Source organism: Gordonia heveisoli, from assembly GCF_030315745.1.
GTDB lineage: Bacteria > Actinomycetota > Actinomycetes > Mycobacteriales > Mycobacteriaceae > Gordonia.
This window is the reverse complement of record NZ_JASXSH010000002.1, coordinates 338,608-364,206: the sequence shown is the minus strand read 5'-3', so window position 1 is coordinate 364,206 and position 25,599 is coordinate 338,608. Positions and strand designations below refer to the sequence as shown.

At 66.0% G+C, this 25,599-nt stretch carries 22 protein-coding genes and 1 pseudogene; 14 read left to right on the top strand and 9 right to left on the bottom strand.

Features of this window, described 5'->3' with window-relative positions; all coding sequences use genetic code 11:
• From QSJ18_RS03395 to sigJ, 3 genes and pseudogenes are all read left to right on the top strand, one after another.
• Nucleotides 1-294 (top strand): annotated as a pseudogene (locus QSJ18_RS03395) (copper oxidase); the annotation flags it as partial.
• A 111-nt stretch (nucleotides 295-405) separates the two neighbouring features.
• Entirely contained in the window at nucleotides 406-879 is a 474-nt protein-coding gene (locus tag QSJ18_RS03390) for a carboxymuconolactone decarboxylase family protein (protein ID WP_286324806.1), read from the top strand.
• Between the two features lies 1 nt (nucleotide 880).
• Nucleotides 881-1,744: an RNA polymerase sigma factor SigJ gene (sigJ, locus tag QSJ18_RS03385; protein ID WP_286324805.1), complete on the top strand. Its 864-nt coding sequence runs from the start codon at nucleotides 881-883 to the stop codon at nucleotides 1,742-1,744.
• Between the two features lie 10 nt (nucleotides 1,745-1,754).
• On the opposite strand, the gene QSJ18_RS03380 is transcribed toward sigJ, so the two are convergent.
• Both QSJ18_RS03380 and QSJ18_RS03375 read right to left on the bottom strand, forming a co-directional pair.
• Nucleotides 1,755-2,591, bottom strand: coding sequence for an ABC transporter permease (locus QSJ18_RS03380; protein WP_286324804.1), 837 nt, complete (start codon nucleotides 2,589-2,591; stop codon nucleotides 1,755-1,757).
• Nucleotides 2,588-3,586, bottom strand: a complete 999-nt coding sequence (locus QSJ18_RS03375) for an ATP-binding cassette domain-containing protein (RefSeq protein WP_286324803.1) — start codon at nucleotides 3,584-3,586, stop codon at nucleotides 2,588-2,590. Before QSJ18_RS03375 ends, QSJ18_RS03380 begins: the two co-directional genes overlap by 4 nt.
• Before the next feature lie 91 nt (nucleotides 3,587-3,677).
• On the opposite strand from QSJ18_RS03375, the gene QSJ18_RS03370 reads away from it, so the two are divergent.
• Complete coding sequence (locus tag QSJ18_RS03370; RefSeq protein ID WP_286324802.1) at nucleotides 3,678-4,457, top strand: TetR/AcrR family transcriptional regulator; 780 nt, start codon at nucleotides 3,678-3,680, stop codon at nucleotides 4,455-4,457.
• A gap of 42 nt (nucleotides 4,458-4,499) precedes the next feature.
• Here the strand turns inward: QSJ18_RS03370 and QSJ18_RS03365 are convergent, their stop codons facing one another.
• Nucleotides 4,500-5,999 (bottom strand): cellulase family glycosylhydrolase, encoded by a 1,500-nt coding sequence (locus tag QSJ18_RS03365; protein ID WP_286324801.1) that lies wholly within the window; start codon nucleotides 5,997-5,999, stop codon nucleotides 4,500-4,502.
• 402 nt (nucleotides 6,000-6,401) lie between these two features.
• Here QSJ18_RS03365 and QSJ18_RS03360 point away from each other — a divergent pair, with 402 nt between their 5' ends.
• The 3 genes from QSJ18_RS03360 (at nucleotide 6,402) to QSJ18_RS03350 (ending at nucleotide 13,045) form a co-directional block, all read left to right on the top strand.
• Entirely contained in the window at nucleotides 6,402-7,811 is a 1,410-nt protein-coding gene (locus QSJ18_RS03360) for an MFS transporter (protein ID WP_286324844.1), read from the top strand.
• Between the two features lie 88 nt (nucleotides 7,812-7,899).
• Nucleotides 7,900-11,364: a BTAD domain-containing putative transcriptional regulator gene (locus QSJ18_RS03355; RefSeq protein ID WP_286324800.1), complete on the top strand. Its 3,465-nt coding sequence runs from the start codon at nucleotides 7,900-7,902 to the stop codon at nucleotides 11,362-11,364.
• Nucleotides 11,365-11,380: 16 nt separating this feature from the next.
• Nucleotides 11,381-13,045 (top strand): ABC-F family ATP-binding cassette domain-containing protein, encoded by a 1,665-nt coding sequence (locus QSJ18_RS03350; protein WP_286324799.1) that lies wholly within the window; start codon nucleotides 11,381-11,383, stop codon nucleotides 13,043-13,045.
• A gap of 14 nt (nucleotides 13,046-13,059) precedes the next feature.
• Here the strand turns inward: QSJ18_RS03350 and QSJ18_RS03345 are convergent, their stop codons facing one another.
• Nucleotides 13,060-13,581 carry a hypothetical protein gene (locus QSJ18_RS03345; RefSeq protein WP_286324798.1) on the bottom strand — a complete coding sequence of 174 codons (522 nt, stop codon included), beginning with the start codon at nucleotides 13,579-13,581 and terminating at the stop codon, nucleotides 13,060-13,062.
• Nucleotides 13,582-13,681: 100 nt separating this feature from the next.
• Here QSJ18_RS03345 and QSJ18_RS03340 point away from each other — a divergent pair, with 100 nt between their 5' ends.
• Both QSJ18_RS03340 and QSJ18_RS03335 read left to right on the top strand, forming a co-directional pair.
• Entirely contained in the window at nucleotides 13,682-14,023 is a 342-nt protein-coding gene (locus QSJ18_RS03340) for an ArsR/SmtB family transcription factor (RefSeq protein ID WP_286324797.1), read from the top strand.
• 2 nt (nucleotides 14,024-14,025) lie between these two features.
• Nucleotides 14,026-14,511: an SRPBCC family protein gene (locus tag QSJ18_RS03335; RefSeq protein ID WP_286324796.1), complete on the top strand. Its 486-nt coding sequence runs from the start codon at nucleotides 14,026-14,028 to the stop codon at nucleotides 14,509-14,511.
• Between the two features lie 10 nt (nucleotides 14,512-14,521).
• On the opposite strand, the gene QSJ18_RS03330 is transcribed toward QSJ18_RS03335, so the two are convergent.
• From QSJ18_RS03330 to QSJ18_RS03315, 4 genes are all read right to left on the bottom strand, one after another.
• Nucleotides 14,522-15,892 (bottom strand): LLM class flavin-dependent oxidoreductase, encoded by a 1,371-nt coding sequence (locus tag QSJ18_RS03330; RefSeq protein WP_286324795.1) that lies wholly within the window; start codon nucleotides 15,890-15,892, stop codon nucleotides 14,522-14,524.
• A 112-nt stretch (nucleotides 15,893-16,004) separates the two neighbouring features.
• Nucleotides 16,005-18,422 carry a patatin-like protein gene (locus QSJ18_RS03325; RefSeq protein ID WP_286324794.1) on the bottom strand — a complete coding sequence of 806 codons (2,418 nt, stop codon included), beginning with the start codon at nucleotides 18,420-18,422 and terminating at the stop codon, nucleotides 16,005-16,007.
• A 236-nt stretch (nucleotides 18,423-18,658) separates the two neighbouring features.
• Nucleotides 18,659-18,994, bottom strand: coding sequence for a histone-like nucleoid-structuring protein Lsr2 (locus QSJ18_RS03320; protein WP_286324793.1), 336 nt, complete (start codon nucleotides 18,992-18,994; stop codon nucleotides 18,659-18,661).
• Nucleotides 18,995-19,210: 216 nt separating this feature from the next.
• Nucleotides 19,211-20,071, bottom strand: a complete 861-nt coding sequence (locus tag QSJ18_RS03315; protein WP_286324792.1) for a hypothetical protein — start codon at nucleotides 20,069-20,071, stop codon at nucleotides 19,211-19,213.
• Nucleotides 20,072-20,073: 2 nt separating this feature from the next.
• Between QSJ18_RS03315 and trhO the strand changes: the two genes are divergently transcribed.
• From trhO to QSJ18_RS03290, 5 genes are all read left to right on the top strand, one after another.
• Complete coding sequence (gene trhO, locus QSJ18_RS03310) at nucleotides 20,074-20,922, top strand: oxygen-dependent tRNA uridine(34) hydroxylase TrhO (protein WP_286324791.1); 849 nt, start codon at nucleotides 20,074-20,076, stop codon at nucleotides 20,920-20,922.
• Nucleotides 20,919-21,950 (top strand): CobW family GTP-binding protein, encoded by a 1,032-nt coding sequence (locus tag QSJ18_RS03305; RefSeq protein ID WP_286324790.1) that lies wholly within the window; start codon nucleotides 20,919-20,921, stop codon nucleotides 21,948-21,950. Before trhO ends, QSJ18_RS03305 begins: the two co-directional genes overlap by 4 nt.
• A 216-nt stretch (nucleotides 21,951-22,166) precedes the next feature.
• On the top strand, nucleotides 22,167-23,198 hold the full coding sequence (locus QSJ18_RS03300; protein ID WP_286324789.1) for an N-acetylmuramoyl-L-alanine amidase: 1,032 nt from the start codon (nucleotides 22,167-22,169) through the stop codon (nucleotides 23,196-23,198).
• Nucleotides 23,199-23,251: 53 nt separating this feature from the next.
• Nucleotides 23,252-24,193: an SDR family oxidoreductase gene (locus QSJ18_RS03295; RefSeq protein WP_286324788.1), complete on the top strand. Its 942-nt coding sequence runs from the start codon at nucleotides 23,252-23,254 to the stop codon at nucleotides 24,191-24,193.
• 46 nt (nucleotides 24,194-24,239) lie between these two features.
• Nucleotides 24,240-24,791, top strand: a complete 552-nt coding sequence (locus QSJ18_RS03290) for a nucleosidase (protein WP_286324787.1) — start codon at nucleotides 24,240-24,242, stop codon at nucleotides 24,789-24,791.
• Here QSJ18_RS03290 and QSJ18_RS03285 read toward each other — a convergent pair.
• The gene (locus QSJ18_RS03285; RefSeq protein ID WP_286324786.1) at nucleotides 24,772-25,596 is read right to left on the bottom strand and encodes a DUF6542 domain-containing protein; all 825 of its coding nucleotides are present in this window, start codon (nucleotides 25,594-25,596) and stop codon (nucleotides 24,772-24,774) included. The two genes, QSJ18_RS03290 and QSJ18_RS03285, sit on opposite strands and share 20 nt — an antisense overlap.
• Between the last annotated feature and the right edge of the window lie 3 nt (nucleotides 25,597-25,599).

The following is a 25,599-nucleotide window of genomic DNA, read 5'->3' as shown; positions in this document are numbered from 1 at the left end:
ACCGTGCACGCCGTCGCCGGGCATGTGACCTCGATCGTCGTACGCTTCCCGACCGCCGACGAACTCGGCTTCGATCCGGACGCGATCTTCTCCTCCGATCCGACGCAGACCTGGACCCGCCCGTCGGTGGGCATGGGGACGAGCCGGCCGCCGTCACCTCCGAGCCATCACCACGCCGGTGCCACGCCGGCGCACGGAATGGTCAAGAAGGATCTGCAAGGTTACGTCTGGCATTGCCACACCCTCGACCACGAGGACCACGACATGATGTTGCGTTACCGCGTGGTGCCGTGACACGAACACCGTCACCTGAATAGGTCGCGCTGCTCGCGACCCCGATGTCACACTCTGCCCGGCTGCTCCGTCCTCTTGTCGACACAGTTCATCACGCATCAGGAGGACACCATGACCGCTCGAATCGATCTCTACGGCAGTGGCACCGCAGCCAAGTTCCTGAAGTACATCAACTCGGCGGGCAAAGTCATCAGCGATTCGCCGCTGCCTGCCACGGTCGCCGAACTGGTGAAGATTCGCGCCAGCCAGATCAACGGATGCGGCTTCTGCACCGATATGCACACCAAGGACGCCGCCCATGCCGGCGAGACCGCCCTGCGGCTCAACCTGATCGCGGCGTGGCGGGAAGCCACCGTGTTCTCCGACGCCGAGCGGGCCGCGCTCGAATTGACCGAGCAGGGCACCCGGATCGCCGACGCCGCCGGCGGGGTGCCCGACGAGGTATGGGCGCGGGCCGCCGAACACTTCGACGCCGAGCAGTTGGCCGCACTCATCGGGTTGATCGCATTGATCAACGCCTACAATCGCATCAATGTCATCGCCACGATTCCGGCGGGCGACTACACCCCGGGACAGTGGGGCTGAGGTGTCCGTCGATACCACCTTCACTGCTCTGCGTCCCCGCCTGATCGGGGTCGCGTACGGGCTGTTGGGCAGTGTGACCGAAGCCGAGGACGTCGTCCAGGACGCGTGGTTGCGGTTGCAGCGCAGCGACATCGACGAGATCGACGATCTCACCGCGTGGTTGGTGACCACCACCTCCCGTCTGGCCCTCGACGTTCTGCGTTCGGCCCGTGTGCGTCGTGAGAGCTACGTCGGTCAGTGGTTGCCCGAACCGGTGGAGACCTCACCCGACCCGGCCGACACCGTCACCCTCGCGGACTCGGTGTCGTGGGCGATGATGGTCGTCCTGGAAACGCTGTCACCGGCCGAGCGTGCCGCCTTCGTTCTGCACGACCTGTTCAACCTGTCGTTCGACGACGTCGGCACCGCGCTCGGTCGAACGCCCGCCGCGTGCCGCAAGCTCGCATCGCGCGCCCGCCAGCACGTCGCCGCTCGCACACCACGATTCGACGTGGACCCGAGCGTTCACCACACCGTCGTCGAGGCATTCGCCGACGCGGCGACCTCGGGAGACCTGCAGGGGTTGCTCGATGTTCTGGATCCGGACGCGGTGCTCACCGCAGACGGCGGCGGCATCGTCCGGGCGGCCCTGGAACCGATCGTCGGAGCTGACGCGATCGCTCGGTTCCTCGCGGGTATCGCGGCGCAAGGACCGCACAAATCGATGCGAGCGGCGATCGTCAACCACAACCCGGCGCTGCTCGTGTTCGTCGGCGACGAGCTCGACGGCATTGTGGCATTGGGGATCGCCGATGCCCGGATCACATCCATCGACTTCGTGCGAAACCCGGAGAAGCTCACCCGTATTCGACGCGGCAAGCGGTAAGCGTCCGCGGTCAGCTGCGGAGGTGCCGGTAGGTCGACACCGCCAGGGGCAGGAAGATCGCGACGATCAATGCAGGCCATACGAGCGCGAGGATCGTCGCGTTGTCCGCGAACCAGCTCTCGCCGCCGACCACGGGAGCGCTGAGGAGTTCTCGGACGGTGGTGGCGGTGGCGGAGACAGGGTTGGCGTCGGCGGTGGTGCCTAGCCAGCGCGGCATCGTCGAGGTATCGATGAAGACGCTGGAGAAGAAGAGAACGGGCCAGACCATGATGTTCACGGGGGTAAGCGATTCGGGCCCAGTGGCCTTGAGGCCGATGTAGATACCGATCCACAGCGTCGCGATGCGGAGCATGAGCAGTAGGCCGAGTGCGGCGAGCGCTTCGGGGACCGTGGTCTCGGGGCGCCACCCGAAGGCCAGGCCGCCGGCGATGACGACGAGGATGGTCACCAGGGAGTCGAGCAGGTCGGCGAGGCAGCGGCCTCCGACGACGGCGATTCCGCTCATGGGCAACGAGCGGAATCGATCGGTGATGCCTCGGAGGGAATCGGTGCTGACGGCGGCCATCGTCCCCTCCAGGCCGATGAAGACAGTCATGGCAAGGATTCCGGGCATGACGAAGTCGATGTAGCTTCCACCGAGATCATCGCCGAGGGCTCCACCGATGAGTCCGAGGAAGAGTGCCATCAAGATCAGCGGCCAGAGCCAGTTGAAGACCTTGGTGCCGATCATGTATCGCCAGTGCTGGAGGTCCCGACGGGTGATGGTCCAGGTGTCGGCGACCGCTCGGGCGGCGGGTGAGATCGTTCCGTCCGGAGCGGTGGCGATGGGGGCGGTGGGGGTACTCATCGGATGGCCTCCTTGGCGGTACTCGTCGTGATTCGGTCGGTGTGGAGGGCGGTGTGCCCGGTGACCTGGAGGAAGACCTCGTCCAGGGTGGGCGTTCGTAGCGACAGGTCGCGCACGGTCAGGTTGGCGTCTCGAAGTGCTGCCGAGATTCCGATCAATGAGGAGGCGCGGTCGGCAAGTGGGACGCGGATCAGGTTGTGGTCCACGGTGATGTCACCCGAGGACCAGCGGGAGAGTTCCGCGCGCAGGAGCGTGAGGTCGGCCTCGTCGGCAGGGGTGATCTCGAGCCAGTCGTCACCGGCCTTGGCTTTGAGTTCGGCAGGGCTGCCTTCGGCGACGACCCGTCCGCGACCGAGCATCGAGATCCGGTCGGCGAGCTGGTCGGCTTCCTCCAGATACTGGGTGGTCAGTAGCACGGTGGTGCCGCCGCGCACCAACTCGCGGATCGCGGCCCACACATCCTGCCGGACTCCGGGGTCCAGGCCCGTCGTCGGCTCGTCCACGAAGAGGACGTCCGGCGCGGTGATGAGGCCTGCTGCGAGGTCCACGCGGCGCCGCATTCCACCCGAGTAGGTCTTGACCTGCCGGTCGGCGGCGTCGACCAGCCCGAACCGTTCCAGCAATTCCTCGGCGCGGCGCCTCGCGGACGACGGCCGGTAACGGTTGAGGCGGGCGAACATGACCAAGTTCTGCCGCCCCGACAATGCCTCGTCGACCGCGGCGTATTGGCCGACCAGACCGATCCTCTCCCGAACGCGACCCGAATCGTGTACCGCGTCCAATCCGGCGACCATCACCCGCCCGCTGTCGGGGGCCATCAACGTGGTCATGATCCGCACCGCGGTCGTCTTGCCCGCGCCGTTGGGTCCCAACAGTCCGTGCACGCTGCCACGTGCCACGGTGAGGTCGAGCCCGTCCAGAACTGGTTTGTTCTTGTCTCCGCCGAAACTCTTGTGAACGCTTTCCACGCTGATCGCAGGCTCTCCGGATCGCATCGTCCATCCTCTCTACGCCGTAATTTACGGTGTACGTCAACACCGTACGGTAGTCTTGGCCTGTTCGCACATGGCGAGAAGAGGGAGGATTGTGGCCGCCGAGAAGTCAGCACCCGAGCTGGTGCGTAGCCTCTACCTGCTCTGGGGGCACCACCCGCAGCCGGGCAGGTCGGGGATCAGCGTCACCCAGATCGTGCAGGCCGGCATCGAGCTCGCCGACGCCGACGGGCTGGATGCCACCTCGATGCGGAAGGTGGCCGAGAAGCTCGGCGTCAGCACGATGGCCTTGTACAACCATGTGCCCGGCAAAGACGACCTCACCGCGCTGATGGTTGATGCCGCCTATACGGACTTGTACGACAGTGCCGATTCAGCGACCGATATCAGTGACTGGCGGGCCGGCTTACGTTATGTCGCGCAACGGAACTGGATGCTCTGCACGCGTCATCCCTGGCTGCTCGACATCAACGAGACCCGAATGCTGCTCGGCCCGAACGCCAGCCGGAAGTACGAGGCAGAACTGCGTGTCCTGGACGGGATCGGACTGTCCGATCTAGACATGGACGCGAGCCTGACCACCCTCCTGGGTGTGGTGGAGAGCGCCGCACGTGCCCAGCGCAGCGACCGCAACACACAGCGTGATTCAGGTTTGGCCGACCCCGAATGGTGGGCCGTCGTCGCGCCCGCGCTCGAACATCTGATGAGCGATGACGACTATCCCGTCTCCGGTCGCGTCGGTACCACCGTCGGGACGGCCTTCGACGCCGCTCGAAGTCCCCAACATGCTTTCGACATCGGCGTCACGATTGTCCTCGACGGTATCGAGAACCTCATCCGTGTCACGGCCGAGTCGGCGGGGCAACAGACCTGACACGGCGTCACCGCGCGACTCGATCGCCGCGCAGCTGCGGCCTCACGACGCTCTGGTGAGGACCACCCGAACGCTGGGGGCGGTGTTGGTGACGAGCAGGTGCTCGGCGTTCGGGGCCGAGACGACCGTCCCGCCGGTCACCGTGACTCGATAACCTGCTGGGTAGTGGCGGGCCACCGGAACGAAGATGTCGGTCGGTGCGCTGACGCCGGGTCGGGCCGTCCACGACAGTTCCATCCGGCCGGTCGTCGGGTCGTAACGATATCGGGTCGGAACACCGGCGATGGCCTGCGGAGTCGCGCGGGCGATGACGTTCGCCATCGGGCGGCGCAGCGTGGACAGGTCGTCGGGGTTGTCGAAGAGATCGCCGTCGCCGATGCCGCCGGGGTAGTCGATCCAGTCCTTGTAGCCCCACAGCATCCAGCCGGTGAGGTATTTGTCCGCGAGTTGCATGATGCGTTCGAGCTCGGTCAGGTCCTGGGTGTCACCGAATTCGGTCTGCATCAGTCCTGCTCGCATCCGCGTGGCAGTGTCGATGGCATTGCGATAGACCGTCTCGTCGAGAGCCGGGCAGGCCGGATAGCCCAGCGACGTCGATTCCCGGTCGGCCTTCTTCGTGACCAGTGACGTGCCGCAGTAGTCGTGGAAGCTGTACACGACAGGTGCGACACCTGCCGGAACCGGCTCCAGATATGACGGCACGCCGATGTCGGCCAGCAGATGCGGTTCGTAGAAGACTGGGGTCCGGCGGTCGACGGTGCGCACCGCGCGGGCCAGTCGATCCTGGAGCGGTTGGAGGCGCCCGCGATCGAATGCAGGACAACCGGCGGCACAGCTCGGATAGGCGCTGCCTGGCCAGGGCTCGTTGAACAGGTCGTAGCCGAGTAGTCGACCGTGGTCGGCACCGTTGCTGATCACGCTGTGCGCCAGTGTCTTCCACGCCGATGCCATCGAATCCTGGATGCCTGCACGGTTGGCATAGAGATTGTCGAAGGCGCGCTGCAATGCGGGGTTGAGGAAGGCGCTGGAACCTTGAATCGCCTCGGGAGGGTTGGGGGCGCCATCGGTGAACGTCGCCCAGTCGGGGAACCCGGCGCCGTGCACCTTCTCGTTGTAGTTGTCCTGGTGAAACTCCAGGAGTACCCACAGCCCATTGCGGGTCAGCACATCGACCTCACGGACGATCTCATTCAGATACGCCTGATCGATGCGTCCTCGGACCGGCTCCAGTCCCTTCCAGAACCAGGCCAGCCGAACAGAATTCACACCGAGGCTCTTGATCAGTGCGGCGTCACGGTCGGTCACCGCGGCCGGTGGCGCATGGTAGGGCGGCTTCTTGTTCGCGATCTGCAGGCCGTGTACGTAGATCGTGCGACCCTGATCATCGATCAACCAGCGGCCGTCGGTGGTCACCGCACTTGTGGCAGGTGTATCCGATCGGTGTGGGGTGGCCGCGGTTCGGCTGGTCTGGATGAGGGTGGCCGTCGCGGCCAGCAAGAGCACGCTGGTCAGGGCGACGGCGAGACGCGCACGGATGGGCATGGCGTCACCATAGTGTGGCGCAGCCCTCAGCGGGGATACCCGGAGTCGATTGCTGCCCACAACCTATCGCCACCCACCGACCGAAATGATCGCGCGATCGGGGTGGCTACCGCAGAGCCGGAGGGGCGTACTTCGGTTCGTAGATGGTGATCTCACCGCAGTAGATCAATGTGTGCAGGGCAGTGATCATGACGTCAGGGTAGGTCGGCGGCGATTACCGGGCTGCCGTCTTCGTCCAAGGCGATAGCAAGTACCTGCCAAGTCCCGGGCGCGACGGTGGTTCACGTCATCCACGGGTGCCGACCCTCGGTCGGGCACCCCTCGATCTCGTGAAGGACCGGTCCGCTCGTGAATCCATCGTCTCCGCCCGCAGATGTCGCAGTCCCAGAGCTGCGCCCCGCCATACCCCCGAACGCCCAACCCCCGAACACCGGCGCCCCGACCCGGGCCGTGCAGCGGGTGACCCTCGCCGTGGTGTGTCTGGCGACGGCGATGCTGATGCTCGACATCGCGATCGTGAACACCGCGCTTCCGTCGATGGCCTTCGAGTTCGGGGCCGGGATGTCGGAGCTGAAGTGGGTGGTCGACGGATACACCATCACGTTGGCCGCGCTGGTGCTCAGTGCCGGCGGCTGGGCCGATCGTCTCGGTCGGCGGCTCGTCTTCTTCGTCGGTGCGCTGGTGTTCACCGCGTCGTCGGCGATGTGCGCGCTGGCCGGAGGAATGGATGTGCTGATCGCGGGCCGGATCGTGCAGGGCATCGGTGGTGCGCTGCTGTTCGCGTCATCCCTGGCGGTCCTGGCCGACGCGTTCCCGGATGCGGCCGCACGCACCAAGGCGCTGGCCGCCTACGGTGCGACCATCGGTGCGTCGTTCGCGATCGGTCCGCTGGTCGGTGGCGTACTCACCGAGGCCATCGACTGGCGAGCGATCTTCGCCCTCAACCTGCCGCTCGGCGTGGTGATGATGATCGCCATGCGCTGGGTCCGGGAATCGGCGAGCGCATCGCCGCGCCGCGGCGACTGGGCGGGACAGATCCTGGTGATCGTCGGTCTCGGCGCGCTGACCTACGGGCTGATCGACGCCAACGACCGAGGCTGGGGTGACGCGGTGACCCTCGCCGCGCTGGGCGTCGCCGGACTGTCGGCGGTCGCGTTCGTCGTGGTCGAATCGCGGGTGCGCGAACCGCTGCTGCCGTTGACGATGTTCACCAACCCGATGTTCGCCTGCGCGCAGGTGGTCACCTTTGCGATCTCCGCGTCGATGTTCGCGCTGTTCGTGTACACGACCATCTACCTGCAGGGTGTGCTCGAATTGTCGGCGATCGAGGCAGGGCTGATCTATCTACCGGGCACGATGGCGATGCTGGTGGTCGCCGGACTCACCGACCGGCTGGTTGGACGGGTTCCCGCCGGCGTACTGATCGGTGTGTCGCTGGTGGCGGTGGCCGGGGGACTGGCGTGGATGACCACCGGCGGCGTGACCGGTTCCGGCTGGGGACTCATGCCCGGATTCCTGGTGGCCTGCGTCGGTGCCGGTGTGTTCAATCCGGTCGTCAGCGGTCTGGTGCTGGCCGAGAGCTCCGACGACGACGCCGGTCTGGCCGCGGGCATCAACGATGTGTTCCGGCAGTCGGGTATCGCATTGGGGGTGGCAGCGCTCGGTGCGGTGTTCCCGGCGCAGTCGGTGCTGCACGGCGGCTCGCCCGCGGAGTTCGTCTCAGCCCTGCACACCGCACTGTGGATCGGCGTGGGAATCGCGATGGCCGGTGCGTGCGTCGCCGCGATCGGGATGCGACCGACGCGTGACTGAAGCGGCGCGCCAGACGTCGGGGACTTCTACACTCTCTGAAGATCGGTTCACGATCTTCGACACCCTGCCCGGTGAAGGAGCCACCCGCGTGCGTGAATACCTCATCCTCGGGGTGATGGAAGTCCGTTGTGACGGTGTGCCGGTCGACCTCGGTTCGCCCAAACAGCGTGCGGTGCTCGCGGCACTGGTCCTCGCCCGGGGTGCGGTGGTGTCGACCGATCGACTCATCGACGCCGTATGGGGTACCGCGCCACCGCCGGCCGCACTGACCAGCCTGCAGGCGTACGTGTCGAATCTGCGACGGGCGCTTCGCGGCGGTGGTGCCGACCCGTCGTCGATCGAGCGGGTGAATCCCGGCTACCGGCTCGACGTCACCGGCGACCGCGTAGACCTCGCCGACTTCACCCAGCGCGCATACGCCGCCCGGCAGGCGTCGGCGGCCGGGGACTGGCCGGCAGCCCTCGCCGAGAGTGAAGCGGCGCTGTCGCTCTGGCGTGGTCCGCTGCTGGCCGAATTCGGTGACGAGGACTGGGTTGCGGTGGAGGCCGCGGCGCTGGCCGAATCCTTGAATGCGGTGCGTGACGCGCACATCGGGGCGCTCCTGGCCCACGATGACACCGCGGGCGCACTCGCGGAGATCCAGGTGCTGCGCGCCGACGAACCGCTGCGCGATCGTGGTGTGTGGCTGCAGATGGTGTCGTTGCACCGGGCGGGGAGAACCACCGAGGCGCTCGACACCTACGCCACCCATGTGCGTGCACTTGCCGATGAGCTGGGCCTCGATCCCGGCGTCGAACTCCGCGAACTACATGCCGCGATCCTGCGCCACGATCCGGCGATCGCAGGCTGGCCGCAGCCGCCCAGCGGGGCTCGCGCGGTGGCGGCACCGGCCCAGCCGACGGCACGGGTGGCCGAGCATCCTGCCGACACCGCGCTCGATCCGCGTCCGCTGGTCGGCCGCGTCGATGAATGTGCCGCGCTCGCTGCATGTTTCCGTGGCACGATGCCGACTGCGAGTCGGTGGGTGGTGCTGCAGGGGCCGGCCGGAATCGGCAAGAGCAGACTGGCCGAGGAAGCGGCACGGTATGCGACGGACGCGGGGGAGCGTGCGATCTGGGTCAGATGCCCTGATGTCGAAGGGATTCCGGCGTGGTGGCCGATGCGTCAACTGTGCCGGGCTCTGGATGTGTCGGCGACGGAGTTGCTGTCCATGCCCGGTGGCGCGGATGCCGACACGGCCCGCTTCGTCATCTACGAACGGTTGCAGCATCTCGTCGAGCAGGCGGCCGCCCTCGGCCCGCTGACCGTCATCGTCGACGATGCGCAGTGGGCGGATTCGATGTCGCTGGGATTTCTCACCTACCTGACCGGGGTGGTGCGCGATGTGCCGATCTGTCTGATCGTCACGGTGCGCGACGACGAGGGCAACGCCGACGTCGACCGGCTGCGGGTGGCGATGAACCGAGCCGACGGTCTCATCATCGACGTTCCACGGCTCGCTACCGACGAGGTTGCGGCGCTGGTCCGGCAGATCGCCGACGACGACATCACCGACGTCGCCGCCCGTGCACTGGCCGACCGCACCGGTGGGAATCCGCTGTTCGTCTCCGAATATGCCCGGCTGCCAAACGATCAGCGTCTGGGCCAGGTGACACCCGCGGTGGTCCGATCGGTGCTGGACCGTCGTCTCGCCGCGCTCGACCCGGGGGTGTTGGAGGTCGTGGCCCATGCCGCCGTGCTGGGTGAGGTCGTCGATCCGCCGGTCCTCGCCGAGGTGATGGGTCGCGACGTCGAGTCGATCATGGACTGCCTCGACGAGGCGGCCGACGAACACATCCTGATCGCATCGCCGATGCGCGGTGGCACCGGCTTCGCCCACGCGCTGCTGCGGGAGCAGGCGGTATCGACCATTCGTCCGTTGCGGCGCGCCCGGATCCACGCGCGTGCCGCGGATGTGCTTGGCGGTCCCGGTCTCCCCGACGCGGTGGCGCGCCGGGCCGCACATCTACTGGCCGCGGTCGGGGTCGTCGAGCCGCAGGTGATCGTGCACGCTTGCCGTGCGGCGGCCGATGAGGCCACCGCACAGTGGGATTCGCCGAATGCCGCCTACTGGCTGGAGTCGGCACTGGCCACCTACGAGTCGTTGCCCGCCACCGAATTCGTGCTCTCCGAACGTGACTCGCTGCTCCTCGACCTCCTAGAGGCACTGTCCCGGGCCGGGCGTGCCCAGTCGGTCCTGGAGATGGTCGAGGACCGGTTGGAGCAGGCGGTGCGGCATGGCTCGACGGCGACCATCGGCCGACTGGCGAGCGCGCTGGTGCGCTCCGGTGGCGGCTGGCCCTGGATGGCACCCTGGGGAGGTCCGGGCCGCCTGCACACGGTGCTCGCGACCGCCGAGGTGGCGGCCGCCGACGATCCCAGCAGCCGCGCACGGGTACTCGCGGCGCTGGCGATCGGCCATTGCTATCACCACGACGCGTCGGTACCCGCCGGGCTGCTCGATGAGGCCGAGCTACTGAGTGTCACGGTCGGCGATCCCGATGTGACTGCCGACGTCCTGCTTGCGCGGATGATCACCTATTCGGGTGTCGCCGACCACGTCGACGAAGCCTTTGCGGTGGCCGAACGACTCGCCACGCTCGACCATCAACAGGCGCCGGTGGACCGGGTCATCGCGGATTCGGTGCTCACCATGGCGCTGATGATGGCGGGCAACATCGTTGCGACAGAGGTGCATCTGCGACGCGGCATCGTCGGCAGTGAACGGCTCAAGCTGCCGATCCTGCGTGCCCAGTTGCGCTGGATGGAACTGACGCTGGCGGTGTGGCGAGGAGAGTTCGACCTGGCGTCCGAGCACTACCGCGTGGCCGTCGCGGTGCATGAGGAAACCGAGCTGTACGTCGCGGGTAGCGGCGCCATCGCGATGATGGCGCTGGCCGCCGAACAAGGGTTGCTCGATCAGGTCGTCGACACCGCCGACGTCGACCCGGTGAGCTGGGCTCGGTCGATGACCGCACAGTTCCAGGACAACGACGTGGCCCTGCTGCTGTGCTCGGGGATCGCGGTCATCGCAGGCCGCGCCGGCGACCGAGAGTTGGCCACGACGATGGTCGAGGTCTGGCTGGCCGACGAACGGCCGATGGTGTGGACCTCGTTGGCTCAGGCGGTGCTCCTGGCGCATGTGGTCGCCGACCTGGGCATGACCGTCTACGCGCAGCGGTTCGTCGACTACCTGATGCCGTTTCGGCACATGGTTGCCACCGTGGGGCAGGTGGGTTGTGTGGGGCCGGTCGGCCTTGCGCTGGCCGAACTGCTCATCATGCTCGGTCGAGCCGAGGAGGCCGAACCGATCCTCGACGACGTCGCGGTGCTGGCCGCGCGAACCGGCGGCGTCCCGGCCGCCCTGCGGGTCCGCCTGCTGCAGGTGCTGGCACAGCCCCCGGGGCCGGGCCGCGACCGGGCGCTCGGCGACATCGAGCGGACGGCAGCAGGTATCGGGCTGGTCCAGGTGGCCGCACGTGCTGCCGCGCGCCCGGTGGAGGAAACCGGCTAGATGAAACACTGTGGGCATGAGCGCAACTCTCGTCGCCCGCGGTATCGCCGGCGGCTATGGCCACCGAACCCTGTTCGAGGGGCTCGATCTGACCGTCACCGAGGGTGACGTCGTCGGTGTGGTGGGTGCCAACGGAGCAGGTAAGTCGACGCTGCTCGCGATCCTGGCCGGTGCCCTCGCACCACAGTCGGGCACGGTGACGTGCGCGCCGGGCGACGCCTTCGTTGGCTGGCTACCGCAGGAACATGAGCGGGTCGATGGCGAGACCGTCGGGGCCTACGTTGCCCGGCGCACCGGCTGCGCGGCCGCGACGCGGTCGATGGATGCGGCGGCGGCCGCGCTGGCCGACCCGACCGTCCCGCCCGGCGGGGACGATCCCGCGGATGTCTATGCAGCTGCGCTCGATCACTGGTTGGCAACTGGCGCAGCCGATCTCGACGAACGACTGCCGACGGTGCTGGCCGAGCTGGGGCTCGACACGATGGCGGTGGAGCCGACATCGGCGCTGATGACGTCGTTGTCGGGCGGTCAGGCGGCGCGGGTGGGGCTGGCCGCGCTGCTGTGTTCCCGGTTTGACGTCGTCCTGCTCGACGAGCCGACCAACGATCTCGACCTGGACGGGCTTGAACGTCTGGAGCAGATCGTGACCGGTATGCGCGGGGGTGTGGTGCTGGTCAGTCACGACCGGGAGTTCCTGGCGCGCAGTGTGACGAAGGTGTTGGAAATCGATCTGGCACAACACACCAACACTGTCTTCGGTGGCGGCTACGAAAGCTATCTGGAGGAACGTGCGGTCGCCCGCCGCCATCGGCGGGAGGAGTACGAGGAGTACGCGGAGAAGAAGGCCGATCTGGTTGCGCGGGCTCGCACCCAACGCGAATGGACCAGCCAGGGCGTGCGTAACGCGATGCGTAAGGCGCCGGACAACGACAAGATCCGTCGACGCGCAGCCAGCGAATCCAGCGAGAAACAGGCACAGAAGGTGCGGCAGATGGAGAGCCGGATCGCCCGGATGGAGGAGGTTGTCGAACCCCGTAAGGAATGGCAACTCGAATTCACCATCGGTTCGGCACCCCGGTCGAGTTCGGTGGTGGCGACTCTCAACAATGCGGTGGTACGCCAGGGCGACTTCACCCTCGGCCCGGTCAGCCTCCAGGTGGACGCGGGGGACCGGATCGGCATCGCCGGTCCCAATGGTGCCGGAAAGTCGACGCTCCTGGGTCTGCTGCTCGGCGGCATTACGCCGACCGAGGGGACGTCGCGGCTCGGGACGAATGTCGCGATCGGCGAGATCGATCAGGCCCGTGGGCAATTCACCGGTACGGACGCTTTGGCCGACCGTTTCGAGGGTGTGGTTCCCGAGTATTCGACAGCAGAGGTGCGGACGCTGCTGGCGAAGTTCGGACTGCGTGCCGATCACGTCGACCGTGCGGTCGACGATCTGTCACCGGGGGAGCGGACCCGTGCCGCGCTGGCACTCCTGCAGGCGCGTGGCACCAACGTCGTGGTGCTCGACGAACCGACCAACCATCTCGATCTCCCGGCCATCGAGCAACTGGAATCGGCGCTGGACTCCTATGACGGGGCAGTGCTGCTCGTGACCCACGACCGGCGGATGCTGCAGCGGGTTCGAATCGACCGCCACTGGTATGTCGATGGCGGGCGCGTCACCGAGCGGTGACGTTGTGCGGGTGACTATTTCGTCTCGATGGTCCCCTCGAAGGTGTACGGCGTCGCACCCGGGTGGCAGCCGTGGAACGACGACGTCGGCATCGGTCCCATGAGGCCTACCTTGTCCGGGTTACCCGTGCGCACGGTGACCTGAACCGCATACGCACCGCGGGCGCCGGCCGGGAGGATATCCGGGGTGCTCCCGGTGATCGGATAGATCAGCGACCCGGTGGTGGCGTCGGTGTAGATACACGTCACCGGTCCCTTGACCTGGATCGGTAGTGCCATGCTGCCGTTCTTGACCGTCGCGACATAGGTGCCGGTCGTCATCCCCGACGAGGTGCGCAGTCCCTTCGCCTCGATATTGAGCAGGTGCACCCCAGGTGCGATCAGCATGTCGCCGGATATGGACAGTGCCGCGGGGGTGGCGGCCGGTGCGGGGGTGGCCGCGACGATTGCCGTTCCCGCCAGCGAGGTAACCGCCAGTGACGTCACCGCGACTGCCACGCGCGCCGGTGTTGTCGTGTTCATCCAATTTGTGCGCATCGTCGATCTCCTTCGTTCACCCCGACCGCGCACGGGTACCCCGATCCGAGGGCGGCAAAACAGGGGTTGACATACAACCAAACGGTTGTATGTTTGAGAAGTGACCGAAACGGACGAGGACAGGGCGGACGCCCTGTTCCACGCGCTTTCCGATCGCACCCGGCGTGACATCATGCGGCGGGTGCTGGTCGGCGAACATTCCGTGTCGGCGCTTGCGGCGAAGTACGACATGAGCTTTGCGGCCGTGCAGAAACATGTCGCCGTACTGGAAAAGGCCGGTCTGCTGACCAAACGGCGTCAAGGCCGTGAACAGTTGGCCGCCGGAGATGTGGCCGCGGTGCGTTCGGTGGCATCCATGCTCGGGGAACTCGAGCAGGTGTGGCGCGGGCGCATCGGCCGAATCGACGACCTACTCGCATCCGAACAACTACCCAAGGACTGATCATGCCCGTCACCGACGTCGCGTCCGACCTGGACGCCCGCACCCTCACCCTCACCGCCGAATTCGACGCACCGGTCGAGCGCATCTGGCAGATCTACGCCGACCCGCGTCAGTTGGAGAAGATCTGGGGCCCACCCGGATACCCCGCGACCTTCGTCGATCACGAACTGCGGCCCGGCGGACGGATCAACTATTACATGACCAGCCCGGAAGGGGAGAAGTTCCCCGGTTACTGGAAGGTGCAGACGGTCGACGAGCCGACCGAATTCACCTTCCTCGACGGATTCGCCGACGCGGACTTCAACCCGCTCCCCGATATGCCGGAATCATCGAATGTGTATTCCTTCGCCGAGAAGGACGGTCGCACACTAGCCACCTACGTCAGTACCTACGGCTCGGCCGAAGGACTGCAGAAGGTGCTCGACATGGGCGTCATCGAAGGCGCCTCGCTGGCGATCAACCAGATTGACGAGTTCATCAAGGCCTGACGACCGGGGTTCAGCCTGCTCGGCGGACATCCGCACCGCGGAGGTCCGCCGGCAGGTCTTCATCGGCGCCGCCGAGACCAAGGTGTTCACGCAGGGTCGTACCGTGATACTCCTTGCGGAACAAGCCGCGTCGCTGCAGTTCGGGTACCACATAGTCGACGAAGTCGTTGAACGTGCCTGGTGTCTGGGCGCTGGAGACGATGAAGCCGTCGGCCTCGCCGGAGGTGAAGGACTCCTCGATCTGATCGGCGACATCGCTTGCCGTCCCGACGAATTGGGGCAACAGCACGCCTTGGGCATACAGCTTGCCGATGTCGCGGAGGGTCAGGTTGTCGCGGTGACTCAGTCGGCGGGCGACATCGAAAAGTCCCTGCGTGCCGCTGACCTGAACATTTTCGACCGGTGCGTCGAGGTCGTAGGTGGAGAAGTCGTGATCGGTGTGCACCGACAAGGTGATCAGGCCTGAGATCGGATCGGCGAGCTCATTGTGGAAGGACTGCTTCTCCCGCGCGATCGACTCCGTCTCACCGATGAACGGGATGAATGACGGAAAGACCTTGACGTGGTCGGGATTGCGGCCGAAATCGACCGCTCGGGACTTGATGTCGTCGTAATAGGCGCGTCGGCCTTCGGGTGTCGGATCGATCTCGAAGATCGCCTCGGCCCAGCGCGCGGCGAAATTCTTGCCGGTGTCGGAGGAGCCTGCCTGAATCAGGACCGGACGATGCTGTGGCGAGCGCGGCTGATTCAGCGGGCCTCGGGTCCGGTAATGCGTGCCGTCATGGTCGACCGTGTGGATCTTCGCCGGGTCGGCCCACACCCCCGAATTTTTGTCCGCGGTCACCGCGTCGGCATCCCAGCTGGACCAGAGTTTGATCGCGGTACTCACGAACTCCTCAGCCCGGGCGTACCGTTCCTCATGCTCGACGTGGGCGTCGAACCCGAAGTTCTGTGCCTCGGCCTGGGACAGCGACGTGACGATGTTCCAGGCGATCCGGCCGCGCGTCAGATGGTCGAGCGAGCCGAAGATGCGTGCGACCTCATAGGGGTGGAAGTAGGTGGCCGACTTGGTTACCGCGACACCGAGGTGGGTGGTGACCGCGGCCAGACCTGCGGCCACCAGGCTGGGATCGAGGGTCGCCGCCGCCTGGGTGCCACGCCGGAACGGCTCGGACTGGTCACCGCCGAAGCGGACCGGGGCGGCAAGCAGATCCGCGAAGAAGGCGAAGTCGAACTTCCCCCGTTCCAGGATGCGGCCGACCCGGTGATAGTGATCCGGACCGAAATAGTCGGTGACCGATCCGGGATGACGCCAGGCGGCATGGGAATGGGTGACCGGTGAAGCGATCAGAAATCCGCCGAGATGTAGCTGTCGGGTCATCGGTGGGAAGTTCTCCTCGGGCGCAGTGATGGGGACGCGTGTCGACGTGCCCCAGTCAATGCGTTCGAGCCGACCAATCCCAGGGTTAGCATCGGACTGATTCCGAAGCCGGTCAGTCCGATTTCGGCCAACGCGCCTCGACCCGCGCGTTCAGTTCCGCACGGAGATCTGTGATCTCGGTCAGGGCGTCCTCCGACTCGAGGACTGCGCGGAAGGCGTCGCCCAGGTACCCATCGGTGGTGCTGCGTTGCTGCCCGGCGCGTCTGGTCAGCATCGAGATGATCAGTTCGGCGCCGTCCAGGCGGCCCCAGAGGTAGTCGTTCTGGCGATACGAGGTTTTCAGGAAGGCAGCGAAATGCGCCATCCCGAAACCGTTGAGCTTCGAGTCGAAGAACTGCTCGCGGAGCTTGGCACCCTCCGGGTCGGTCGTCTTGTCGACCTCCGGGGGTGCGAGCGCGTCGGCGGCGATCGGACTGAACTGTGACACCGGGATCGGCGACAGCTGCGGCAATTCCGACAGGGACATCAGCGGATAGAGGATCGCATCCCAGCGTGGGAAACCCAGGTACCGACTGGCCAGCACCACCAGATGGTCGTCGCCAAGCGGAGCGCCGGCGGCGGCCGCCGATGCGATGGATTCGACGAACGCCGACCACAGTGCCGAACTTCCGTCGCCGATCAAGCCCGCTACGGCCTGCCGGTATGCGGCGACGAAATCGGCGACCACCGATGCTTGGTCGGCTGCCCAGTCGGCGGGGCTCCCGAGTGGGAGCGAGGCGACGGTACCGAGTTGAAGGCCGTTGACAAAGGTTGTCAGACAACGCATCAGCTCGGTATCGGCCAGCATCGCCACGGCGCGGTCGGGGGCCTGGCCGGTGTCGGCGCGCATCTGCCAGGCTTGCTTCTTGAGCGCGTTCAGCGCTGCCGTGGGGGCGTCGGTCGTGTACAGCGAGTTGATGCCCGCGATGATGAACTCCAGGCGCCGCTCCCGATACGGGGTGTCGATGATCTGCAGGAACTCGCCGAGGTCGGCGACGTCGGCCGGGTCGTCGCCGGTGGCGGTGAAGAACGGCTGCTGTTCGACCCAGCCGGTCAGAACTCCGGTGACGAAAGTGGCGGTCGAGGATTCATGCGGCAGTTTCAGATAGTCGACCATCGCCGTGGCGATGCGTCGTGCCACCGAGAGCGCCTTGAGACGCTGGTAAGTGCGCCAGGTGGCGGCCATCTCATCTTCGTTCGCTTTATGCAGTTGATCCGAGAGTGATTGGGCCATACCGATATCCATCAGCTTCTCGATGAACCCGAGCTCGTCTGCGCCCGGCCCGGCCAGAGTGTCGATCCGGTTCATGATGTCGGTCGAGATCTCCTCCATCTGGAGATCGGTGATCGACCCGACCTCGACTATCCGCCGGTTGAGGTCCCGCAGCCGGATCAGGTCGCCGACGAAGCTGTGGCTGGTCGCCGGAGATTTGAGCGCGATGAGATTGCGGAAGAACCCGTCGGCTTTCGACGGCTGCGACACGCTCATGTCGTCGATCGGGCGATTGGGGTCCGGTTCGATGTAGATGAGCTCGCGCTGTACCCGGCGTGCCGCCGGGCGTTTGGCGATCGCGTCGATGACGAGATCGAAGGGCGCGTTGTCGAGCAGACCACCGTCGACGAATGTGCGCTGGTCGGGGGCGGAGCCATTCTCCGGATAGTTGAACCGGAAGGCGCCGGATTCGACGTGTGCATCCGAACTGCCGGTTTCGGACCTGAAACGGGCGATGGTGACCGGATCGAAGGCTGCTGGGAACGACGAGGTGGCACGGGCCGCGAAGGCGAGCGTGTGATTGAAATCGGCGTCGAAGTGGGAGTGATCGGTGTGGTCGGCATGGAATTGCAGCACCTGTGCATAGCATTTGTCCCGCTGTGCGATGCCGCCGAATCCGGTGGGCACGGTGACGTCGAATCCGCCCCGGTCGGTGGTGGTGACGAAGAGGGACAGATTGCCGCCGGGCGGAATCAGCGTCGGTGCCGGCCCCGGGTTCCGACTGTTGTCCATATCGTTCAGGGCGTCACGCAGCAGGACCGACATCCGTTCGGACCGTAAGATGGAATGCTTGCCGCCGAATCCGAGGGCGCGGGTCGCAGTGGCCACGATCGCCTGCAATCCGAGCGGCAGGAAGGCCGGGGCGCGCAACAGTTTCCGCAGCGATCCCTGGTTGATCCAGACATCCTTCAGGGACTCCTGGCCGGCGTCGAGGGCCAGAGCTTTGGCGAGGACGACACCGTTGATACCGCCGGCGGAGGTTCCGCCGATGATGTCGATGTTCACCGACATCGGTATGCCTCGCTCCGACAGGTCGCGGAGAAGTTCGAAATAGACTCCGGCACTGTCGTCGGGTTCAAACGGATTCGACGCCGCCGGATCCTGTCCGGCGGCGTCGAAAGTCCGGGACGCCTGTACGAGTTTGTGGAGCTCTTTGGTCACGCCGTGCATATATACGGCCAACGACACGCCGCCGTAGCAGACGAGAGCGAGTCGCAATTCAATACTGTCGGCTGCGCGTTGCTGCGCAATCGTGATCGGCGCCCCAGTGCCGGAATCCCCAGTGCCGGAATCCCCAGTACCGGAATCCGCAGTACCGGAATCCGGAATAGTCGATGGCTGGGTACTCGTTGACTGGGTACTCGATGACTGGACCATGCCGAACATTCTTGCGGGTACGGACGGCGTGTGACCAGGCTATCGGGTCAAAGTCATGCGAACGTTGTCCCCAGTGCTCAGTGCGCGGCTTCGAACGCCTCGATGATGCTCAGTGGGATGCGACCGCGGTCGCTGACCTCATAGCCGGCGCCGACCGCCCATTCGCGGATCGCCTTGGTGGTCTCCTTGTTGCGTGCGGCCGAGGTCGGGACCTTTTTCGCGGTGGTGCTACGGCCGGTCTGGCGAGACACCGAAACGTACTTGTCCAAGAGGTCGCGGAACTGTTGGGCATGCTTTGTCGACGTATCGAATTCATAGCTCTTGCCGTCGAGTGCCCACTTCACGGTTTCGTACTGATCAAGTACCTTGCCGTCGATATCGTCGATGACCTGAACTATTTCCTTCTTCGCCATGGAACTGTTCCTTCAGTCGGCGGTGGGCATGACCGTTACCACGATCACAATGTGGCCCAACGGGTTGATTCAGCGCACGATATTCGTCCGCTCGGATGACAGCATAGCGCGTGTTACGGGAAGTGGCCGCACCCTTGTGTCGTCGAATTCAAGAGTGGCGGATTACACCCACAAATCGATGATGGATCTTTGTGGAGATAATTTGGTGCCAGTAAATCACCGTGGCCGGGTGGTGGTGGTCGTCGTCGGGGTTTCGGATGGCGAACCTTCTCCGTCAGCGGTATCCGAAAGGCCGGGCGGCGGCGTCTCCGATGGCGTGTCGGTGTCGATACCGGCCAGCGATTCAGGTGCGCGATCGGAGGCGAAGATTCGGTGGTAACCCGTTGGGGTGATGGAGAATCCGGATTGTGACCGCGATTCCAGGCAGTACATACCGGAGGTATCCACCAGACAGGAGAATCGCGATATCGAAATGGTGTGCCCGAAGTCGACGATCGAACTCCGGTACAGAACCGGATAGAGATTGCTGCACGCGCCGTGTTCGGCTTCGTCGGCGTTGAGGGTTACCAGATTGCCCGCCCAGACGCAGTTGGCCGGTAGATCCGACGGACGGGAGCGTTCGTCGGAATCATCGTTGATTCGACATGCCAAGGTCGAGGTCCCATTGGTTCCGGTGGAACAGTTCACGCCGGCATCGGGGGTGGAGAAGTGGAAACCGGAAGTGTCCTGCAGCGCGGACCGTTCGGTCACCGAGCCCTGCCGATAGCGCGAGTTCTGGACCCGCGGGGCCATCGAGATCACCCGCCCGATCGACCAACTCGGCAATGCCCTGGCGCTGTCGTCGGTGGTGCGGGTGGTGGTGGTCGTGGGCGACGTCGAGCTTTCGGTCGAAAGTTCATTGGTGGGCGGGATGACGATGGGAGAAGGTGCCGGGTCGGCGGTCAGTCCACAGCCGCCGAGAGCCAGGGTGCTCGCGAACAGTAGGGGGAGGGCGAGACGGCCCACACGGGGTCGGCGTCGCGCACCGTCCCGCGAACTCATCGTCGGGGCGTCGTCCGGGTATCCGTACCCTTGCACCTGTGTCGACCCCCAAGATCGTTCTGTTCTACGTGTTCACCCCGCTGCCCGATCCTGATGCCATCCGGTTGTGGCAGCACTCGATCTGCGCATCGCTGGGGCTGCGCGGCAGGATCATCGTGTCACGACATGGCATCAACAGCACCGTCGGTGGCGATATTCGGCAGGTGAAGCGCTATGTGCGGGCCACCCGAGAGTATCCGGCGTTCAAAAACGCCGACATCAAATGGTCCGACGGCACCGGCGACGACTTCCCGCGGCTGAGTGTGAAGGTCCGTCCGGAGATCGTCACCTTCGGGGTTCCCGACGAGATCGAGGTCGACGAGTCCGGCGTCGTGGGCGGCGGCGCTCACCTGTCACCGGCGCAGGTCCACGAACTGGTGGCCGCGCGGGGTGAGGACGTGGTCTTCTTCGACGGCCGCAACCGGATCGAGGCCGCGGTCGGCCACTTCGCCGGCGCCGTCTCGACCGACGCCGAGACGACACGCGACTTCGTGCCGCTGCTCGACAGTGGGGCCTACGACCACCTCAAGGACCGGCCGATCGTCACCTACTGCACCGGCGGAGTGCGCTGCGAGGTGCTGTCGGCGCTCATGCGTCACCGTGGCTTCTCCGAGGTCTACCAGATCGACGGCGGCATCGTCCGCTATGGCGAGACCTTCGGTGACGACGGCCTGTGGGAGGGGTCCCTATATGTCTTCGACAGCCGGATGAGCACGGACTTCTCCGATCACGCCAAGGTGGTGGGGCAGTGCGTCGAATGCGGGGTACCCACCAACCACGTCGCCAACCACCCCGATCACGACGGCCGTGAACTGGCCGTCATCTGCCAGGACTGCTTCGGAGGATGACGCCGGGGGCCGTGCCGGTCATCGTGGTGGCCGGCTATCTGGGATCGGGGAAGACGACCCTGCTCAACCATCTGCTCCGGGTGGCGGGCCCGACCGGCACGCGCATCGGAGTGCTCGTCAACGACTTCGGCGCGGTCAACATCGACGCGCTACTGGTCTCGGGTCAGGCCGACGGGACGGTCTCGCTCGGTAACGGGTGCATGTGCTGTTCGGTCGACGCCGACGGATTGGGTGACGCACTCGGAGCGTTGTTGCGACCCTCGGCCGGGCTGGACGCGATCGTCATCGAGGCCAGCGGTATCGCCGAGCCGAAGGCACTCATCCGCATGGTGACCGGTATCGCCGACCGTCGGATGCGCTACGGCGGGCTGATCTACGTCGTCGATGCGGCTCATGTCGACGATGTCCGCGCCGTCCACCCCGAACTCGACGGACACGTCGCCATCGCGGATCTCATCGTGCTCAACAAGGCCGATCTCGTCGCGGATGACGTGCTGATCCGGGTGTCGGCGCAGATCTCCTCGCTGAACCCGACCGCGCCGCATCTACGCACCGTCGACGCCGCCCTCGATCCCGCGCTCCTCTTCGACGTGACCCGCCGCCGCGCGGCGACGGAGGATCTTCCCGTTCAGCTCACCCTCGACGCCCTACTCACGGGGGAGCAGCCCGCGCACGATCATCTGCACGCCGACTATCAGTCGGTGTCCTTCGAGAGCGCCGCACCGATGAATCCGCGGCGCCTGGCTCTCTTCCTGGAACGGCCGCCGGAGGGCTGTTTTCGGATCAAGGGGATCGTCCACTTCGACATCCCGCGTCATCGGGGGCGCTACGTCGTCCATGCCGTCGGTGGTTTTGTCCGGGTTCAGCGCGACTCCTGGGGTGCCGGGTCACCCGCCACGAGCATCGTCGCCATCGGGGCCGGCCTCGACGTCGATGCGGTGCTGCGCGAACTGGGGGAGGCCGTCGCCGAACCGCAGACGGTCGACGATCAAGGGGTCCTGGCGATCACCCGCTATCTGGAGTCCTGACCCGGGGGCGCGCCCGTTTTGGGTGCAATGCGGGTGTCGATGGTTGCCCCGACGTCACAGCTGGCTAACGAAATCCACTAATCGCTGGTCGACGATTTTCCAAACGCGACACGCCCTGATTCACTGATAACTCTGTGACTAGAGTGGCCAGAGTTGCTTAATGGAAGGGAGAGGGGCGAACCCTGAGCACCCATGTGCTCATCGCCCAGTACCGCGATGACCCAACAACGACGTTCTCGCCGCCTGCCGTTCGCCGCCGCCGCGGTTGCGCTGCTGACGGGTACGACAGTGCTCACGGCCGCGACTTCGGTGGCACCGGCATCCGCCGCCCCGGCGGCCAAGAGCCTGGCCGGTAAGACTATCTTCCTCGACCCCGGCCACCAGGGCAGTTCGGCCGGACACAACCTCAACGCCCAGGTACCCGACGGTCGCGGCGGCAAGAAGGCCTGCCAGACGACCGGTGCGACCGCGGTGACCGGCGCCAAGGAACACACCATCAACTGGCAGATCACCCAACTGGTCAAGGCCGGACTGGAAGACCAGGGCGCACGCGTGGTGCTGTCCCGCCCCGACGACACCGGATGGGGCGGTTGCGTCGACCAGCGCGCCGCCGCGGCCAGCCGGTCCGGTGCCGCAGTCGCGGTCAGCATCCACGCCGACTCCACCACCACGGGCGCCGACGCCGGCAAGAAGGGCTTCCACCTGATCGTGCCCAAGCTGCCGCTACCCGATGCCACCGCCAGCCGGGTGCAGGGCGGCGAGGGGCGCAAGGCGTCAACCGTGATGCGCGACGCCTTCCTTAAGGCGGGTTTCCCGGCCGCCAACTACGCCGGTGCCGACAACGGCATCCAGACACGTTCGGATATCGCGGGTTCCAACCTGACCACCGTGCCGTTGGTCTTCGTCGAGATGGGCAACCTGTCCAACCCGGCCGAGGCCAAACAGCTGTCGGACAAGGGCGGTCAGCTCAAGTATGCGATGGCGATCACCAACGGCATCCTCGGCTACGTCAAGGGTGACGCGGCCGCGTCGGCCACTACGCCGAATCCGCAGGCGAGCACTCCGCCCGCCACCGACGATCCCGGCCTGTCGATCGTGCTCCCGTTCGTGCAGAAGCTGCTCGCCACCAGCGACCCGCAGGTAATGGCACAGCTGATGCTCGGTGAAGGACAAGATGTCTCGGCGCAGGTACTCAAGGCCATGCTCGGGGTGATCTATGGCCTCTTCGGCGGCAAACTGCCGATCTGAGACGCGGCGGTGTTCGGCTGAGTCCGCCGCCCGAGACGACTAGGGTCGATCGTATGCGCCTGAGCGATCTCAAGGATCTCGTCGTCATGGACACCCCGGTGCCCACCCTGCGCGGACGCAAGGTACTGATCACCGGGGCGGCCAGCGGAATCGGCGCGGCCACCGCGCGGGCCGCGGCCGCAGCCGGTGCCGAACTCGTACTGACCGATCTGCGGGCCGACCAACTCGACGCGGTGGTCGCCGAGATCAACGCCACCGACGAGGCGGTGATCTACCACCTCGCCGGAGATGTCTCCGACTACGACTGGGTCAAATCCTTTGCCACCCAGGTCGACGCCGAAGTCGGGACGATGGACGTGGTGATGAACATCGCCGGTGTCTCCGCGTGGGGGACCGTCGAGAACCTCGAACATCGGCACTGGCGAAAGATGGTCGACGTCAATCTGATGGGCCCCATCCACATCATCGAATGTTTTGTCCCGCAGATGGTTCGCCGCGGTGCGGGTGGTCATCTGGTGAATGTGGCGTCGGCCGCGGGACTGCTCGCACTGCCATGGCATGGTGCCTACAGCGCCAGCAAATTCGGCATCCGCGGTGTCTCGGAGGTACTGCGCTTCGACCTGCGTCGCCATCACATCGGGGTGTCGTTGGTATGCCCCGGCGGCGTCGACACCCCGCTGGTGGACACCGTCGAGATCGTCGGGGTCGACCGCGCGGATCCACGGGTGAAGGCGCAGATCGACAACTTTCACAAGGTTGCGGTCAGCCCGGACAAGGCGGCGTCGGCGATTCTGAAGGGCATCCGCAAGAATCGTTTCATCGTCTACACGTCCTTCGACATCCGTTTCGGCTACTGGTGGGCGCGCAAGTTCGCGCTGCCCTACGAGATCGTGATGCGCATCGCCAACAATCAGTTCGATCACCTCGCCCGGGTGAGCGGGCGTGCGCTGGAAGCCAAGGCGGCCGCCGATCGCGACCTTCCCTCCGGAACCTGACGCCCGCCTGCGGTGAAATGGCTACGCACACGCGATAATCGTCGGCGTGCCTGATGACTCCGTCCTGATCGTGTCGGCGACCCGCGCCGAAGCCCACTACGTGCCCACCGGATCACGGTTGCTGATCACCGGTATCGGCAAGGTCCGCGCAACGATGGCCTTGGCACGAGAATTGACCCTCGGTGCGCCGGTCGCGCAGATCATCAACATCGGGACCGCTGGCGCCCTGCACGACCACCATGCGGGACTGTTCGTGCCGTCCACGGTCGTCGAACACGACATCAGTGCGACCGAACTGCGCACCATGGGCTACGACATGGTCGACGTCTGGGAACTACCCGATGGCGACGGCAGCGTGTTGGCGTCCGGCGACACCTTCGTCGCAGACTCGGCCCGGCGTGCGCAACTCGCTCGTCGTGCGGACCTCGTGGATATGGAAGGTGCGGCCGTGGCCCACGTCAGCAGCGAATTCGGCGTCGCCTGCCGACTGGTGAAGGTGGTCAGCGACAGCGCCGATGAAGGTGCGATGGAATGGCCGGCACTCGTCGATGCGGCTGCTCGCCGGCTCGGCGACTGGCTCAGCGAGAATCTCGGCTGACCGGTCCCGCAGCGGCCTGCGGGTCGTCGCCGAGCTGGGGTCCGCCGTCTTTGCGCAGCACCTGACCGGCGGTGGCTCGCTTCCGCGGGGTTTCGGGCGCGGCGGTCGTCCGGGCGGTGCCTGCTTCGCGCGGGCGCGGTGCGCGCTGGCGGGTCGCTGCGGAAGCGCCACGCTCGCCGGGGGCCTTCGTGGCGCCCGCCGGTGTGCCGGTCGCAGTCGTGTCGCCAGTCGACTTCGGCGCGGTCCGGCTGCGGGTCGCGGTGGTCTTGGCTGTTGTGGTCTTGGCTGTTGTGGTTTTGGCTGCGGTCGCCTTGGCTGCGCTCGTCCTGGGGGCGGCGTCCTTGGCGTCCGACTTCTTGCCACCATTGCCGGCGGAGCGAGTGATGTACCAGCGTCCGACCACGATCAGCAAGGTCACGACGAAGGTCGTCGCCATCGCTGGGAAGGTTGCGGCAAGCTTCGGGATCACCGTGACCAGCAGGCCCTTGAGGTTGTCGGCCTGGTCGTGGTGGATCTGGTACAGCGTCGCGAGGCTGATGCCGAGGCCGATCAGCGGAGGCTGTACCGCCGCGGTGAACAGGGCGCGGCGGCGTACGGCGAGGGCGGCCGCAACACAGCCGACGAAGAGGAAGAACTTGTACGTCGAGCCCAGATCGCCGTTCGGTGTGTCGTCGAGCATGGCGCCGACGCCGGCGAAGACGATGGCAACCAGCACCGCGCCCCACCACGGGACGCCACGCACAGTCGGCAGCACCGACTGTTGATCGAGCGGTACAGCTGCTCGGGCGCGTTGTGGAGAAGGCACGTG

What these genes read in the sequence shown, in the direction of transcription:
- QSJ18_RS03320 (WP_286324793.1), bottom strand. Translation starts at nt 18,994, where the DNA reads ATGGCGAAGAAGGAAATAGTTCAGGTCATCGACGATATCGACGGCAAG.
- QSJ18_RS03300 (WP_286324789.1), top strand. Translation starts at nt 22,167, where the DNA reads ATGACCCAACAACGACGTTCTCGCCGCCTGCCGTTCGCCGCCGCCGCG.
- QSJ18_RS03295 (WP_286324788.1), top strand. Translation starts at nt 23,252, where the DNA reads ATGCGCCTGAGCGATCTCAAGGATCTCGTCGTCATGGACACCCCGGTG.
- QSJ18_RS03335 (WP_286324796.1), top strand. Translation starts at nt 14,026, where the DNA reads ATGCCCGTCACCGACGTCGCGTCCGACCTGGACGCCCGCACCCTCACC.
- QSJ18_RS03380 (WP_286324804.1), bottom strand. Translation starts at nt 2,591, where the DNA reads ATGAGTACCCCCACCGCCCCCATCGCCACCGCTCCGGACGGAACGATC.
- QSJ18_RS03375 (WP_286324803.1), bottom strand. Translation starts at nt 3,586, where the DNA reads ATGCGATCCGGAGAGCCTGCGATCAGCGTGGAAAGCGTTCACAAGAGT.
- QSJ18_RS03390 (WP_286324806.1), top strand. Translation starts at nt 406, where the DNA reads ATGACCGCTCGAATCGATCTCTACGGCAGTGGCACCGCAGCCAAGTTC.
- QSJ18_RS03345 (WP_286324798.1), bottom strand. Translation starts at nt 13,581, where the DNA reads ATGCGCACAAATTGGATGAACACGACAACACCGGCGCGCGTGGCAGTC.
- QSJ18_RS03350 (WP_286324799.1), top strand. Translation starts at nt 11,381, where the DNA reads ATGAGCGCAACTCTCGTCGCCCGCGGTATCGCCGGCGGCTATGGCCAC.
- QSJ18_RS03305 (WP_286324790.1), top strand. Translation starts at nt 20,919, where the DNA reads ATGACGCCGGGGGCCGTGCCGGTCATCGTGGTGGCCGGCTATCTGGGA.
- QSJ18_RS03330 (WP_286324795.1), bottom strand. Translation starts at nt 15,892, where the DNA reads ATGACCCGACAGCTACATCTCGGCGGATTTCTGATCGCTTCACCGGTC.
- QSJ18_RS03365 (WP_286324801.1), bottom strand. Translation starts at nt 5,999, where the DNA reads ATGCCCATCCGTGCGCGTCTCGCCGTCGCCCTGACCAGCGTGCTCTTG.